Here is a 15,710-nt window from a genome sequence, read left to right on the forward strand (position 1 = left end):
GGGAAGCGGGCAGGCTGCGAATGAGGCAACAACAAGGCAGGCTCGTAATTGCCCATTTTTTCCGGCTCGCGGCCTGGGCGGGGTTCCGCTCTCGCGTATCTGCCAGTCCTGCGGCAAAGGTTCGCAGTCGATTCCCCTGACGACTGGCCCGGCCGGCCGATTGCCGCTTGTCCCCCATCGGGAAGCTCAATAGTCTGAACAAGATCGCGGTCCGCCGGCGTGGCGGAACCGCCCAGGGAACACTCATCGAAGGAGAACTGCATGACCCGAAAAGCGATCTGGCTTTCCGCGACCACCGCTCTCGTGGCCTTGTTTGCGCTGGGCGCTCAGGCACAGGAGCGTGTCGTCAACGTCTACAACTGGTCCGACTACATCGATTCCTCGATCCTTGACGACTTCACCAAGGAAACCGGCATCAAGGTCGTCTACGACGTCTACGATTCCAACGAGATCCTGGAAACCAAGCTGCTTGCAGGCGGCACGGGTTACGACGTGGTGGTGCCCACCAGCTCCTTCCTGCAGCGGCAGATCACGGCCGGTGTCTACCAGAAGCTCGACAAGTCGAAGCTGCCCAACCTGAAGAACATGTGGGACATGGTGACGGAGCGCACCCAGGTCTTCGACCCGGGCAACGAATACTCCATCAACTACATGTGGGGCACCATCGGCATCGGCTACAACGCCAAGAAGATCAAGGAGATCCTCGGCGTCGACAAGCTCGACAGTTGGGCGGCGGTGTTCGATCCGGAACAGGCGGCGAAGCTGAAGGATTGCGGCATCAACTTCCTCGATTCCCCCACCGACATGATCCCGGTCACGCTGGCCTATCTCGGGCTCAACCCCGACAGCCATGAAGCTGCCGATGTCGAGAAGGTGCAGGAGACGCTGCTCAAGGTGCGGCCGAGCGTGCGCAAGTTCCATTCCTCCGAGTTCATCAACGGCCTCGCCAATGGCGACATCTGCGCCGCCGTCGGCTGGTCGGGCGACGTCTTCCAGGCGCGCGACCGCGCCGAGGAGGCGAACAACGGCGTCGAACTGGCCTATGTGATCCCGAAGGAAGGCACGCAGATGTGGTTCGACCAGATGGCTATCCCCGCCGATGCGCCGCATGTGGAGGAAGCGCACGAGTTCCTGAACTACATGATGCGGCCGGAAGTGATCGCCAAGTCCACCGACTACGTCCACTACGCCAACGGCAACAAGGCCTCGCAGGAGTTCATCGATCCGGAAGTGCTGAACGATCCGGCCATCTATCCGAATGATGAAACCCTGGCCAAGCTGTTCGTCAACACGGCGCTCGACCCTAAGACGCAGCGCCTGTTCACCCGCACCTGGACCAGGATCGTCACCGGCCAGTAAGGCATGCGGCGGCGGCCCCGGCGACCGGCCGGGGCCGCCCTGCGGTCCAGCCCCATGCAAGCACGGAGCGGAACATGAAATCGCTGGGCAGCATCCGCAGGGATTTTGCGCCGTGGAGCGATCCCGGCGCCAGGCCCTACATCCACTTCGACAAGGTAACCAAGCGGTTCGGTGACTTCACCGCGGTCGACAACCTGTCGCTGACCATCTTCGAGCGCGAGTTCTTCGCCCTGCTCGGCGCCTCGGGCTGCGGCAAGTCCACGCTGCTGCGCATGCTGGCCGGCTTCGAGGAGCCCACCTCCGGCCGTATCCTTCTCGACGGGCAGGACCTTGCCGGCATTCCGCCTTACCGGCGGCCCGTCAACATGATGTTCCAGTCCTACGCGCTGTTCCCGCACATGACCGTGGAGGCCAACATCGCCTTCGGGCTCAAGCAGGAAGGCATGCCGAAGGCCGAGATCGCCAGGCGCGTGGCCGAGATGCTGAAGCTGGTGAAGCTGGAGCAGTTCTCCAAGCGCAAGCCGCACCAGCTTTCGGGCGGCCAGCGCCAGCGCGTCGCGCTCGCCCGCTCCGTCGCCAAGCGGCCCAAGGTGCTGCTGCTGGACGAGCCGCTGGGCGCGCTCGACAAGAAGCTGCGCGAGGAAACGCAATTCGAGCTGATGGACCTGCAACAGGAACTCGGCCTCACCTTCGTCGTCGTCACCCACGACCAGGAGGAGGCGATGACCATGGCCGACCGCATCGCCATCATGGACAAGGGCGAGGTCATGCAGGTGGCCACGCCCGCCGAGGTCTACGAGGCGCCCGCCTCGCGCTTCGTGGCCAACTTCGTCGGCAATGTGAACATGTTCGAGGGTCGCGTCGCCGACCGTGCCGACGGGGCGGCCCGCATCGAAGCGGGCAACGGCATCACCATCCGCGCCGAGAATGCGGGTGGCGCCGCCGCCGGCGCCGACGTCGCCTTCGCCATCCGGCCCGAGAAGATCAGGGTCTCGCCCGCCCGGCCGGCCGATGCGGTCAACGCCATCGAGGGCGAGATCTACGACATCGCCTATCTGGGCGACATGACCGTCTATCACGTGCGCCTCGACGACGGGAAGATCGTGCGCGCCTCTTCTATGAACGCCGCCCGCATCTCGGAGAATCCGCTCACCTGGAACGACCGTGCCTGGGTGTCCTTCCGGCCCGACGCCGGTGTCGTGCTGACCAGATAGGTGCCGCGATGGCCGATGCCGCGATCTCCGCAAACGCCGCCCGGAACGCTGACCGGTCGCCCCTGCCGCTACGGCTGGCGGCGGGGCTGGTGAACCGCCTGGTCATCATCGTCCCCTATCTGTGGCTGCTTTTCTTCTTCCTCGTCCCGTTCGCCATCGTCTTCAAGATATCGCTGTCGCAGTCGGCGATCGCCATGCCGCCCTATACGCCGGTGTTCGATGTCGCCGACGGCATCGCTGCCTTCTTCGCTCCGTTGAGGGAACTGAGCTTCGACAACTATCTGTGGCTCACCCAGGACGCGCTCTATTTCAACGCCTATGTCTCCAGCGTCGTCATCGCCGGCATTTCCACGGTTCTGACCCTGCTGGTCGGCTACCCGGTCGCCTACGGCATGGCGCGTGCGCCGGCTTCGCTGCGGCCGACGCTGCTGATGCTGGTGATCCTGCCCTTCTGGACCTCGTTCCTGATCCGCGTCTACGCCTGGATCGGCATCCTCAAGCCCGAGGGGCTGCTCAACCAGTTCCTGCTCGGCATCGGCGTCATCAGCGAGCCGCTGGTCATCCTCAATACCTACACCGCCATCTTCATCGGCATCGTCTATTCCTACCTGCCCTTCATGGTGCTGCCGCTCTATTCGACGCTGGAGAAGATGGACAACTCGCTGATCGAGGCGGCCAACGACCTGGGCTGCCGGCCCATCGGCGCCTTCTGGAAGATCACCTTCCCGTTGTCGCTGCCCGGCGTCATCGCCGGCTGCCTGCTGGTGTTCATTCCCGCGGTCGGCGAATTCGTCATCCCCGACCTGCTCGGCGGCTCGCAGACGCTGATGATCGGCCGCACGCTGTGGAACGAGTTCTTCAACAACCGCGACTGGCCGGTCGCCTCGGCCGTGGCCACCATCCTGCTTCTGGTGCTGGTGGTGCCGATCATGTTCTTCCAGCACACGCAGGCGCGTTCGCAGGAAGCGGGCAGGTGAGGCGCGCACGATGAATCCGAACTGGAACCGCTTCAACATCACCTCGATCGTGCTGGGCTTCGCCTTCCTCTATCTGCCGATCGTGCTGCTGGTGATCTTCTCCTTCAACGAGTCCAAGCTCGTCACCGTCTGGGCCGGCTTCTCGACCAAGTGGTATGTCTCGCTGTTCTCCAACAGCGGTCTGATGAACGCGGCCTGGGTGACGATCCGCGTCGGCCTGATCTCGGCCACGGTCGCCACCGTGCTCGGCACGCTGGCCGCTCTCACGCTGACGCGCTACACCCGCTTCAAGGGCCGGGTGCTGTTCACCGGCATGGTGTTTGCCCCGCTGGTCATGCCGGAGGTGATCACCGGCCTGTCGCTGCTGCTGCTGTTCGTGGCCGTCGGCCTCGACCGCGGCTTCCTCACCGTCACGCTGGCCCACATCACCTTCACCATGTGCTTCGTGGCGGTGGTGGTGCAGTCGCGCCTGCTCACCTTCGACCGTTCGCTGGAAGAGGCCGCCATGGACCTCGGCGCGCCGCCGGTGCGCACCTTCTTCCACATCACGCTGCCGGTCATCCTGCCGGCGGTGATCTCGGGCTGGATGCTGGCGTTCACCCTGTCGCTTGACGACCTGGTCATCGCCTCCTTCACCTCCGGGCCCGGCGCCACCACGCTGCCGATGAAGATCTACAGCCAGGTGCGGCTGGGCGTGACGCCGGAGATCAACGCCGCGTGCACCATCCTCATCGCCATCGTGGCGGTCGGCGTGATCGCGGCCTCCGTCGTCAACAAGCGCCGCGAGGTGCAGCGCCAGCGCGACGAGCAGGCTGCGCAGAGGGCGTAACGCATGATCCCGAAAAGTTGCAGACTTTTCGGACAGGATCATGCGTCGGGACGGAAATATGATCCCGAAAAGTTGCAGACTTTTCGGACAGGATCATGCCCCGGGAGTCTATTCCTCGGAGGGGCGGGGGCTGATCGGCGAGATGAAGGGCGTCGTCCAGCTTCCGCCGACGAAGAACGAGGCGAGCGGCGGCGATGGCGCGGGAGGCGGCGATGGCTCCTGGTTGCCGGGCTGGGCCTGGGCCTGCGCGCCGGCCTGGCCGCTGGCCGGCTTGGGCGGCTCGTCCGTCTGCGTCACGCCGCCGGTGAGCGCGAGCCCGCGCCCTGCATAGGGCACGATGCCGGTCAGCCAGATGCGTGTGCGGCCCGATCGCACGTCGGCCTTGTCGAGGCGCGCCACGCCGCGCGAGATGGTGGCCTTCAGTTCCGCGCCCTCGATCGGCAGCGTGCCGCCTGAGACCTCGTCGAGGGGGAAGAACCCGCCCTGCTCGTTGTGCTTGAGGAAGGCGGGCAGGTTGAAGCCGGTCAGGTTGCCGGCGCCGAACGTCGCCGAGAACGAGCCGTCGGCATTCTCCAGCACCGAATCCCACGCCTTGCCGGGTCCCTTGAGGATGAGCGAGACCGTGCCCTTGCCGGTCGGCATCAGCCGCGTCATGCCGGCGGCGTCGCCGACGGCGGCGCCGTTGATGTCGGAGGCCAGCAACTTCATCTCCACCTGGGTGCCTTCCGGCCGGCGGTCGAGGCGCAGGCTGGTCTGGATGTTGCCGCCGAAGGCGGAGGCATCGGAAATGTCGAACACGGCGAGTCCGTTCTTGACCTGGGCCGTGGCTGCGACGTTGGCAAGCTTGATCGAGCCGGCGGTGGCGTGGGTGGCCGAAAGCCGGAGGTCGAGGTTGAGCCGATCGGCGAAGCCGGGGGCGATATCGTTCGCCACCTGTCCGTTGGCGGCCAGCGGCGTAAAGGCCGACAGAAAGGCGCTCAGGTCCAGCGTGTCGAAGGCGAGCGTGCCCGAGACCGCCGGCAGCGCATCGGCGAAGGACAGGTCCAGCACGCCCATGCCGGGGTTCTTGTCGACGGTGATCTCCGCATTGTCGAACTTGATCCGGCCCGCGCCGCCATTGACCTTGGCCGAGACCGATACAGCGCCGACGGCGGCTCCCGGCGCGATGCCCGCGCCGGTCCATTCCAGCGCCCGGCGCAGCGAGGGCGCGGCGAACTTGGCCTGGCCGTCCACGAAGGTGTTGTTCGAAATGCTGGCATTGCCGTTGAAGGTGAAACTGGCCGGCGCCGCCTTCAGCGACGCGGTCACCGGCGCCGTGCCGCCGGCAAACAGAAGCAGCGGCCTGGCCGAGGAAAGATCGACGGCGACGTTTTCGCCGTGCCAGATGCCCGTGGCCGAAAGCGTGGCGCCGGCATTGAGCGCCGCCCATGACGCCTGGCCCGTCAGGCTGGTCACCACATCCGTCTCGGCGCCGTTGACAAGGGTGACGATGCGCCCGTCGCGGAACTCCACCGTGCCGAACTCGTCGGCGGGAAGCTTGGAGACGTCCGGGTCCGCCGGCTTGGCCTGCACGAGCGCCCGCGCTGCGTCGACGGCGCGCGCGATCCGGCCGCCGGTGGGGGCTGCCGGCAGCAGCAGGCCGCTGGCGCCCGGCTCGGCCCTGACCGTGGGCCGTATCAGCCGCACGGCGGAAAACACGACGTCGCCGCGCAGCGCCGCCAGCGCGGAAAGGTCGATCTCCACCCGCTCCGCCTCGACGACCGGCGGCTCGTTGGTCTCGGTCCATTTGGAGAGCGTGACGTCCGTCAGTACCGCGCTGAATTTGGGCCAGACCTGAATCTGCGGATCGCCGTCAATGGCCACCCTGAAGCCGCTCCAGGCGCTCATCTCCCAGGCGATGCGGTCGCGCACGATACGGGTGGAGGCGATGTAGGGCAGGGCGGCGACGCTCAACGTCACGACCAGGACGATCGCCACCATCGTCCAAACAAGCCGCCAGATCAAAGGTGATGGCATCTCGCCCCATTTGCTCGCGTTCTGCCCAAGCGCGCAAAGGTGTAGTGCCTGGCCTGTGCATTGCAAGCCTTTATGGGAATGTCTTTGTGGCCGCAAAGTGGTTTTTGCGCATAGCCGTGCCGCTGTTTTAACGATGTCTTGCACTCGCGCGGTGGCGTGGGCATAAGCGGGCCGAAGCAGGAGGAGCGCCGATGCCAGACCAAGCACCATTGTGGGTTCCCGCCGCGGAGCGCGTCGCATCCGCGCCCCTGACGGCTTTTGCCGCCAAGGCGGCCGAGCAGGCGGGGCGGCCGTTGTCGTCCTATGCGGAGCTGCATCGCTGGTCGGTAGAGCAGCGCGAGGCGTTCTGGAACCTGGTGTGGGACTTCTGCGGCGTGGTCGGCGACAAGGGCGCGCGCATCCTGGCCGACGGCGACAAGATGCCGGGTGCGGCCTTCTTCCCCGACGCAAGGCTGAACTTCGCCGAAAATCTGTTGCAGAAGGCGGGGCCGGGCGAGGCGATCGTCTTCAAGGGCGAGAACAAGGTGGAGCGGCGGCTCACCTGGAGCGAGCTTGCCGGACTGGTTTCGCAACTGCAGCAGCTTTTCGTCTCGCTCGGGGTGAAGCAGGGCGACCGCGTTGCCGCCATGATGCCCAACATGCCCGAGACCGTCGCCGCGATGCTGGCGACCGCCTCGCTGGGCGCGGTGTTCTCTTCCTGCTCGCCCGATTTCGGCGAACAGGGCGTGCTCGACCGCTTCGGCCAGATCGAGCCCGTGGTCTTCATCGTGCCCGACGGCTATTGGTACAACGGCAAGGCCATCGAGGTGGCGGAGAAGGTTGGCGCCGTGGCGGCGAAGCTGCCAAGCGTGAAGAAGGTGCTGGTGGTCGATTATCTTGGCACTTCGGCCGATGTCGCCGCCACCATGGGCAAGGCCGACGCGCTTGCCGAGGCGCTGGCGCCGTTCCCGGTGCGGCCGGTGACCTTCGAGCGGCTGCCGTTTGCGCACCCGCTCTACATATTGTTCTCCTCCGGCACCACCGGCATTCCGAAGTGCATCGTGCATTCGGCCGGCGGCACGCTGCTCCAGCACCTGAAGGAGCACCGGCTGCATGCCGGGCTCGAAGCGGGCGACCGCTTCTTCTACTTCACCACATGCGGCTGGATGATGTGGAACTGGCTGGTGACGGGCCTCGCCTCGGGCGCCACGCTGCTGCTCTATGACGGCTCGCCCTTCTATCCGGACGGCAACGCGCTGTTCGATTTCGCCGACGCGGAGAAGATGACCTATTTCGGCACCTCGGCGAAGTTCATCGATTCGGTCCGCAAGGCAGGGCTGCGGCCGATCTCCACGCATGATCTTTCCACGGTGCGCACCATTTCCTCCACCGGTTCGCCGCTGTCGCCGCAGGATTTCCGCTTCGTCTACGAGGGCATCAAGCGCGATGTGCACCTGGCCTCCATCTCCGGCGGCACCGACATCGTCTCCTGCTTCGTGCTCGGCGTGCCGACCGAGCCGGTCTGGCAGGGCGAGATCCAGGGCCCGGGGCTCGGCATGGCGATGGATGTGTGGGACGACGAGGGAAGGCCGCTCGCCAGCGGCAAGGGCGAATTGGTCTGCACCAGGGCCTTCCCATGCATGCCGATCGGCTTCTGGAACGATGCGGACGGGAAGAAATACCGCGCCGCCTATTTCGAGCGCTTCGACAATGTCTGGTGCCACGGCGATTTCGCCGAGTGGACGGTCCATGGCGGCATCGTCATCCACGGGCGCTCGGACGCCACGCTGAACCCGGGCGGCGTGCGCATCGGCACGGCCGAGATCTACAACCAGGTCGAGCAGATGCCGGAGATCGCCGAGGCGATCTGCATCGGCCAGGATTTCGACGACGACGTGCGCGTAGTGCTGTTCGTGCGGCTGGCGCCTGGTGTCGAACTGGACGAGGACCTCGAAAAGCGCATCCGCACGAAGATCCGCACCGGCGCCAGCCCGCGCCACGTGCCGGCCCGCATCGTGGCGGTGGCCGACATCCCGCGGACCAAATCCGGCAAGATCACCGAGCTTGCCGTGCGCGACGTCGTCCATGGCCGGCCCGTCAAGAACCAGGAGGCGCTGGCAAATCCCGAAGCGCTCGACCTGTTCCGGGACCTGCCGCAACTGGCATCGTGAAGGCGGCGGGCGCGGCCATGGTTAACATAAGGTAACGCCCGAATTTACCTCGATTTCAGGAGTGGTACACTTTGGTAAAGTTCGCCGGGCCGCGGTAAGGATTTGTTAACGGGCCATGCCGATAGTCGGTCTCAACTTGAGGAAGACGTCCCGCTTCTTGCCGGCGGGGAGCCGACCTGCTTCAAGCCCGTTGTGACGACGAAAACCCATTCTTTTCAAGGCGCCCGACCGGCGCCTTTCTTTTTGGGCCCACTCCGGCCGCGCTATTCCGCGAGCACCCGCGTCGACGGGAAGGCGATCTCCACCAGCGTCCCTTCGCCCGACGTGGAGGTGATGGTGAAGCGGGCGCGATTGGCTTCCACCATCGCCTTGGTCAGCGGCAGCCCGAGCCCGGTGCCGTCGCCGCGTCCGCGCTTGAGCGCATTGATCTGCTTGAACGGCTTCAATGCCTGTTCGATTTCGGCCTGCGTCATGCCGACGCCGGTGTCGCGCACCCGCATCACCACGTCGCCGGACGCCTCGTAGGCGGTGGACACGATCACCTGGCCGCCGGCCTGGGTGTAGCGGATGGCGTTCGACAATATGTTGAGCGCCACCTGGCGGATGGAGCGCAGGTCCGCCACCACCTCCGGCAGGCGCGAGGCGAAGCTGGAACGGATGATGACGCGCTCGCGGTTGGCCTGCGGCTGCATCATGGCCACGGTCTCGGCCAGCGTGTCGTTGAGCGACACCGCTTCGTAATCCATCTCCTGCTGGCCGGCTTCGATCTTGGAGATGTCGAGCAGGTCGTTGACCAGGTCGAGCACGTGGTTGCCGGAGCGGTTGATGTCGCGCAGATAGTCGCGGTAGCGGTCGTTGGCGACCGGCCCGAACTTCTCGTCCACCATCAGTTCGGAAAAGCCGATGATGGCGTTCAGCGGCGTGCGGATCTCGTGGCTGATACGCGCCAGGAAATCGGTCTTCTGCGAGGACGCCCGCTCGGCCAGCGCGCGCGCCTGGGTCAGGTCCTCCTCGGCCCGCTTCCATTGGGTGATGTCGCGCATCACCGCGCAATAGCCGCTGTCGTTGGGCAGGCGGCCGATGGTCATGAACAGCGGGATGAAGCGCCCCTGCGCCTCGCGGCCGATCACCTCGCGCCCGTCATTGAGCACGCTGGCCACGCCGTGCTCGGCCAGTCCGGCGAGATAGTCCTGCGCGGCGCGCTGGCTCTCGATGGCGAACAGCGAGGTGAAGGGCTTGCCCGCCACCTCGTCGCTGTCGAAGGAAAACAGCGCCTCGGCCGGGCGGCTGATGGAGCGGATGTCGCCGTCGGGGCCGATCAGCACCACCCCGTCGGTGGCCGTGTCGATGATGGTGCGCATCTCGGCGATGCGCGCCTTGAGTTCCGAAATGTCGGGTTGTGTCGTGGCTGCCGGTTGCTCGGCCGCCGGCGCGTCGTCCTGGCCGGTGCGGCGGATCACCAGCATCAGCGCCTTGCGATCGTGCCACGGCACCGCGCGCAGGATGGCCTCGGCCGGAAATTCCGCGCCCTCGGCCGTGCGCAGCCGCAAAGCCCGGTCGGCTCCGTTGGTCTCATGGTCCGGATAGGAGGCGGCAAACAGTGCGCCCAGCCCGCCCGCTTCCTCCAGCGCGGCAAGGTCGGCATAGCCGGTCAGCGCCAGGAATTCCTCATTGGCGTAGTGCAGCACGTCGCCGGAGTGGATCAGCAGCGGCACCGGCAGCTTGGCCAGGATCGAGGTGTCCGGGTCCCGGTTGGCGGCGGTGGCGAAGGCTGCCGGGACGACACCTTCGTCGTCAACCTCATGATCCGCTTCGGGCTGCCGGGCGGTGGACGCTTCCGGCGCCGGCTCGTCGGACCGGCTTTCGGCGGCCGGTCCCGTCTCCTCGGGCAAGGCGGGCGCTTCCGGTTGCCCGGTCGCCGGCAAGGTCTCGTCGTCGCGCGCGTCGGCGAAATCGGCGGCCGCCATACTGTCGTCGCCCTCCGCGCCCGAAGGATGCTCGGCCTCGCGCCCGGCGAGATCGAGCAGGGAGCCGGCAGGCTTGTCGTTGGAGGACGGCGGCGGGGCTTCGGCCTCACCCGTGCCGGCCTCGACAAAACCGTCCTTCTTCAGCCGCTCGCCGATTTCGCGGAAAGCGCTGCGTTCCACCACCGACAGCCCCTTTTCCGGAGCCGGTTGCGGGGGCCGGTGCTCGGCCAGCCGGATCACCTTGTCGGAGAAACGCCGGTCGGGCTTCGGCGCGATCGTCAGCGCCGGCACCTCGCCCCGGAACGGGTCGAGGGACGGCTCGGCCAGTGTCTCGTTGGCGATCGTCTCCTTGGTGGTCGTCTCCTCGGCGATCGGTTCTTCCGGCGCGTCGCCGGCGGCGGCCGCCTGCGCGGGAGCGTTCGCGCCCCTGCCTTCGCCGCCCGAGGCCAGCACCAGCCCGATGCCTTCAGGGTCCGCCACGGCATCGGCCGTGCGCACCACGCCGAAGCCGCGGAACCCTTCGAAGACGCGGTTGCGGTCGTAGACGGGCAGCGCCGCCAGGTCGACCGGAACCCGCAGCGCCGTGCCGGTCACCGGCCACAAAACCGTGCGCCCGGACCAGGTGTCGCGCCTTTCCAGCAGGCCGGCGATCTCGCCCGACGGGTCGAAGCCGAAGATCATCGCCACATCGCGGAAGCGGCGGCCGACGACGTCTGCGGCCGGCTCGCCCACCGCCCCGGCGAATTCCGGGGAGATGGCGCTGAAGGAGCCATCGGCGTCCGTGCGCCACACGAAGCGGGCAGGGGCCGGATCGCGCTCGCCTTGCGGCGCTTCGGCCTGTGCGGAAGGCGCGCCTTCCACGGGCTCTCTTCGGTCGGACCCATGCTCGCCGGTGAAATACCAGTGGTCGTGCTGCTGCGGTTCGGCCGGTGCGGGGGCGGGCGCTTCCGTATTGCCGGTCTGCGCCGGGGCGGTATGTGCGGGAGCGGCCGTTTCCGGCGCCTGTTCGGGCGCTTCCATCCCGTCGCTGCCTTCGTCGATCACCACCAGCAGGTGTCGCGCCGGATCGTCCGTCAGCCTCGCCAGCCCGGCGGGCAGCGAATTGTCCGCCGTCACCACCATGCGCTTGACGATGCGGTCGGGCTGGTCGGCCACCTCCGCCGCCAGCGCGGCCAGCGTCTCGGGCGCGATGCCGAGCGCGGCCAAACCCGCCGAAGCCGCTTCCACATGGCCCTCGGCGTCCAGGAAGGCGAGGAACTGGCCGTCTTCCGTGAAGCCGCTGATGGCGCGTTCTGCGATCTCGGCGGCGCTGCGCGATGTGGCCAGCGTCATCGGCACGCTGAGCAGGATCGCCTTCTCGCCATCCGGCATGACGATGGAACTGGCCAGGAAACTGACCGCGCGGCTGGCCATGCCGGCCGCCAGTCTCAGCGTCAGTGCATGGTCGCGCGCAATGTCGGGAAAGCCGCTCGCTGCTTCGATCTGCCGCCGCGCCACCGGCGGCAGCGTGTCGGAGGCGCCGATGATGGCATCGATGTCGGGATAGCCGAACACGGCTGCGCCCGGCCCGTTGGCCCACAGGACCTGTTCGAGGTCGGCCGACAGGATCACGATGGCGTCGCCCGCGGCAAAGCGCGAACGTACATCGTCGAGCACGGCGACATCGAGGAACGAGTAGCTGGCGGACGGCATGCGCTCGGGCGAACCTCCGGATGGTGATTAAGGCTTTGTTAACAAGTTAATAAAACCCGGCGCGGCGAAGGTCCACAAGCCAGAGCGTGCAGCCGCCGGAATCTGGGCGCGTGGTTAACGCCGCAGGTCCGCCAAAGCCGGACTATGTTGCATTGCAACAAAATATTGCAATGCACAATAAACTGCTCTATATGATGCCCATCAGCAGCGATGCAGCGTGCCGCCGCAACCGCCAGCCAGCCGTGAAAGGATCGCAGATGTCCAAGACCAAGACTACCGAGACCATCGGGAATGTCGAGTTTCCGAGCTTCGACGCTTCCAAGGCAACCGACCAGTTCCGCACCTTCGCCGAGAAGGGCGTCGAGCAGTCGAAAGAGGCCTATGCCAAGCTGAAGTCCAGCGCCGAAGAGACCCAGAAGGCTTTCGAGACCAGCTACAAGAGCGCCCGCGCCGCTTCCAGCGAGCTTTCGCTGAAGACCATTGCCGCGTTCCGCGCCAATACCGAGGCCAATTTCGCGCATCTGGAGGCCCTGGTCGGCGCACGTTCCCTGTCGGAAGTCGTCGAGCTTCAGACCTCCTTCCTGCGCAACCGCGTCGAGTTGGGCGTCGCCCAGGCCAAGGACTTCCAGGCCATCGCCACCAAGGCCGCCGAGGAAGTCTCCCGTCCGCTGAAGGGCGTGGTCGAGAAGACCTTCCAGAACTTCAAGGCCGCCTGAGGCGTCCTGCTCCATCGGCCGAACGCCGGTAGGGTGGGGCGAGGCAAGACGCCGCATTCCTTGTGCCGGATGTCGGCGATATATGAGCACCCACGAGATACCCGGCAGCAAAACCTCCTCCCTTTGCTGCCTGGGTGACCAGCCGGCACCTCCTCCCGCCGGCTCGGAACTGGAAAGGCCGGCACCTCCTCCCGCCGGCCTTTTCTTTTTTTCGCATGATCCCCACATGGGGAGTGGTGACACAACGGGGGCGTAACGGATTTTGCCTCGTCAAAAGCCTTGAATTAAGTTCCGATTGCCCGTAAGGACGCTTCGCCGAATGAAGGAGCGCGGCTGACAAAGAGTGAGCCTTTCGTTTCGATCATCGTCGGGCACCTGTGCCGTTGTAGCTCAGCTGGTTAGAGCGCCGGATTGTGGATCCGGAGGTCCCTGGTTCGACCCCAGGCAACGGTACCACCTCCCAGCATGAACGGATTTGGATAGCGTGACGAACGAGCGCATCGTGGACCAATTCGCGGTTCGGGCCGTACGGCCTTGCCGCGATATACCGACTCGGGTTGAGTGGCGGCAGGCAACGACCTGCCGGACCGCGCGTTGAAAACAGCGGCACGGGCCTATACGGAAACGGGGATGGCAACGGGTTATCCGCAATGAGTGCACAGGCGATCGAATTTCTGCAGGAATGGATCGACGAGAACTGCCAGGCCCCCTCGCAGCCGGCGAAGATCGACAAGCAGGCCGAGGCGCTGGCCCGTGAATGCGCCGCCGAAGCGGCCCAGGCCGGCATTCCGCTGGAAGACCTTCAGGATGAGGTCGGCGACATTCAGGAACTGATCGCCGCCAAGCTCGAGGATGCCGCCGAAGCCGAGCAGGCGGCCGAGGACAAGCCGGCCGCATCGGTGGTGCCGCTGCGCAAGCCCTGAAGCCGGCCGGGAGCGGTTTCATCCGGTCCCGGACCGCTCGACCTTTTCTTCAAACGAGATGATTCCCGAACGAGGTGATTCGTTGAATCGCCACTTCGCTGCGATTGTTCGGAACCATGCTCGGAATCTTCAAAACAGCGAGCCCTGGCCGCCCGGGGGCTTCGACGCCGTGGCCTTCGTCTTCGCCGCCGGCTTTGCAGCCGGTCTGCCGGCTGAATCGCCGGTGGCGAGCGCATGGGCGGCGCCGTCGGCGAAACGCAGTTCCAGCACCTCGCCCGTCCGCACGTCCGCCGCGCGCCGCACGAGTTCGCCGGCACCGTCCAGCACCAGCGCGTAGCCGCGCTCCAGGATCGCCTGTTCCGACAGCTTCAGTGTCGAAAGCAGCCGGTCGGCCTGGGTAAGCCGTGCCCGCGCCCGGTCCAGCGCCGCGGCGATCGCCTGCTCATGCCTGCGTCCGGCATGGGCAAGGCGCTCGCGTGCCGTCTGCCCGGCCCGCTGTAGCGGCCGCAGGCTGATGCGCGCCTGCGCGGACTCGAAGAGATGGCGCTTGCGCGCCAGTGCCGCTCGCACGCATTTCGGCAATTGTTCGGACGCGCGCCTGAACTCGGCGCGGCGCGCCCCCGCAATCGCACGAAGCGCCGCTTGCGCGCGCAAGAGATCGCGGTCGGTGAGCCTGCGGCTTTCCTCGATGCGGCGCGATAGCGTCGCCGGCGAAAGCCTTGCCTGGTCGAAACGCGCCCGCTTGCGCTCCACGGCAACCGACAGCGCGCGGCCAAGCCGCCCGGTCGCCTCGTCGAAGCGGCGGCGCGGCACCGCCAGCAACTGGTCGGGCGAGGGGATGGCGCGCGCGGCGGAGCGCGCGGCTTGGCGCCGGCGGTCGAGCCCGCGCGACACGCAGGCCCTGAGCCGCGCCGCGAGGCTGGCCAGCGTGGCCTCCAGTTCGGCCTTCACCGGCACCGCGATCTCGGCCGCGCCCGTCGGCGTCGGCGCCCGCACGTCGGCGGCAAGGTCGATCAGCGTCCAGTCGGTCTCGTGGCCCACTGCCGAGATCACCGGGATGTCGGAAGCGGCAACCGCGCGCGCCAGGCCTTCGTCGTTGAAGCCCCACAAATCCTCCAGGCTGCCGCCGCCGCGCGCCACGATGACGACGTCCGGGCGCGGGATCGCGCCGTCCGCAGGCAGCGCGTTGAAGCCGTTCACGGCCGCGGTCACTTCCGCACCTGCCGTCTCGCCCTGCACCCGCACCGGCCACAGCACCACATGCAGCGGGAAGCGATCGGCGATGCGGTGCAGGATATCGCGGATCACCGCCCCGGTCGGCGAGGTGACGACGCCGATGACGCGCGGCATGTAGGGCAGCAACTGCTTGCGCGCCGGATCGAAAATGCCCTCCGCCGACAGCCTGCGCTTGCGCTCCTCCAGAAGCGCCATCAGCGCGCCGGCGCCCGCTGGCTCCAGGTTGTCGATGACGATCTGGTATTTGGACGAGCCCGGATAGGTGGTGAGCTTGCCGGTGGCGATCACCTCCATGCCTTCTTCGGGCCGGAATTTCAGGCGGCCCATGACGCCTTTCCAGATCACCGCCTCCAGCCGGGCGCGGTCGTCCTTCAGCGCGAAATAGGCATGGCCCGACGAATGCGGCCCGCGATAGCCGGAAATCTCGCCGCGCACCCGCACATGGCCGAACACGTCCTCCACCGTGCGCTTCAGCGCGCCGGAAATCTCGCTCACCGTATATTCGGCGGCGTTGCTGCGTGATTCGGAAACCATGTCGCTCATGGGCCGATAGGGGCGCTTTCGGGCGCCCGGGTCAAGACATGCCTGCCGCACGATGCGATCCATCTCCGCATTCGATCGATGGATCACA

The 15,710-nt window shown here is 66.6% G+C and carries 10 protein-coding genes and 1 tRNA gene; 8 read left to right on the top strand and 3 right to left on the bottom strand.

The window, feature by feature from the left end:
* Positions 1-261 precede the first annotated feature (261 nt).
* The 4 genes from ACTDI4_RS07100 (at position 262) to ACTDI4_RS07115 (ending at position 4,379) form a co-directional block, all read left to right on the top strand.
* Positions 262-1,359, top strand: coding sequence for a polyamine ABC transporter substrate-binding protein (locus ACTDI4_RS07100; protein ID WP_442840479.1), 1,098 nt, complete (start codon positions 262-264; stop codon positions 1,357-1,359).
* Between the two features lie 74 nt (positions 1,360-1,433).
* Positions 1,434-2,573 (top strand): ABC transporter ATP-binding protein, encoded by a 1,140-nt coding sequence (locus ACTDI4_RS07105; RefSeq protein WP_442840480.1) that lies wholly within the window; start codon positions 1,434-1,436, stop codon positions 2,571-2,573.
* Between the two features lie 8 nt (positions 2,574-2,581).
* The gene (locus ACTDI4_RS07110) at positions 2,582-3,550 is read left to right on the top strand and encodes an ABC transporter permease subunit (protein WP_442840481.1); all 969 of its coding nucleotides are present in this window, start codon (positions 2,582-2,584) and stop codon (positions 3,548-3,550) included.
* Between the two features lie 10 nt (positions 3,551-3,560).
* A complete protein-coding gene (locus tag ACTDI4_RS07115) occupies positions 3,561-4,379 on the top strand; it encodes an ABC transporter permease (RefSeq protein ID WP_442840482.1) in 819 nt (272 codons plus the stop codon).
* 108 nt (positions 4,380-4,487) lie between these two features.
* Here the strand turns inward: ACTDI4_RS07115 and ACTDI4_RS07120 are convergent, their stop codons facing one another.
* Positions 4,488-6,395, bottom strand: a complete 1,908-nt coding sequence (locus ACTDI4_RS07120) for an AsmA family protein (RefSeq protein ID WP_442840483.1) — start codon at positions 6,393-6,395, stop codon at positions 4,488-4,490.
* 191 nt (positions 6,396-6,586) lie between these two features.
* Between ACTDI4_RS07120 and ACTDI4_RS07125 the strand changes: the two genes are divergently transcribed.
* Positions 6,587-8,545 (top strand): acetoacetate--CoA ligase, encoded by a 1,959-nt coding sequence (locus ACTDI4_RS07125; protein WP_442840484.1) that lies wholly within the window; start codon positions 6,587-6,589, stop codon positions 8,543-8,545.
* A 263-nt stretch (positions 8,546-8,808) separates the two neighbouring features.
* Here the strand turns inward: ACTDI4_RS07125 and ACTDI4_RS07130 are convergent, their stop codons facing one another.
* Positions 8,809-12,204 carry a histidine kinase dimerization/phospho-acceptor domain-containing protein gene (locus ACTDI4_RS07130; RefSeq protein ID WP_442840485.1) on the bottom strand — a complete coding sequence of 1,132 codons (3,396 nt, stop codon included), beginning with the start codon at positions 12,202-12,204 and terminating at the stop codon, positions 8,809-8,811.
* A 257-nt stretch (positions 12,205-12,461) separates the two neighbouring features.
* Here ACTDI4_RS07130 and ACTDI4_RS07135 point away from each other — a divergent pair, with 257 nt between their 5' ends.
* The 3 genes from ACTDI4_RS07135 to ACTDI4_RS07145 all read left to right on the top strand — a co-directional run bounded on the left by ACTDI4_RS07135 (position 12,462) and on the right by ACTDI4_RS07145 (position 13,843).
* Positions 12,462-12,920: a phasin gene (locus ACTDI4_RS07135; protein WP_442840486.1), complete on the top strand. Its 459-nt coding sequence runs from the start codon at positions 12,462-12,464 to the stop codon at positions 12,918-12,920.
* A gap of 379 nt (positions 12,921-13,299) precedes the next feature.
* Positions 13,300-13,376, top strand: a tRNA-His gene (locus tag ACTDI4_RS07140).
* A 194-nt stretch (positions 13,377-13,570) separates the two neighbouring features.
* On the top strand, positions 13,571-13,843 hold the full coding sequence (locus tag ACTDI4_RS07145) for a hypothetical protein (protein WP_442840487.1): 273 nt from the start codon (positions 13,571-13,573) through the stop codon (positions 13,841-13,843).
* A 129-nt stretch (positions 13,844-13,972) separates the two neighbouring features.
* Here ACTDI4_RS07145 and xseA read toward each other — a convergent pair whose 3' ends face one another.
* Positions 13,973-15,622, bottom strand: coding sequence for an exodeoxyribonuclease VII large subunit (gene xseA / locus ACTDI4_RS07150; protein WP_442840488.1), 1,650 nt, complete (start codon positions 15,620-15,622; stop codon positions 13,973-13,975).
* Positions 15,623-15,710: the final 88 nt, after the last annotated feature.

This window comes from Mesorhizobium sp. PUT5 (assembly GCF_052216645.1).
In the GTDB taxonomy this organism is placed as follows: Bacteria; Pseudomonadota; Alphaproteobacteria; order Rhizobiales; family Rhizobiaceae; genus Mesorhizobium.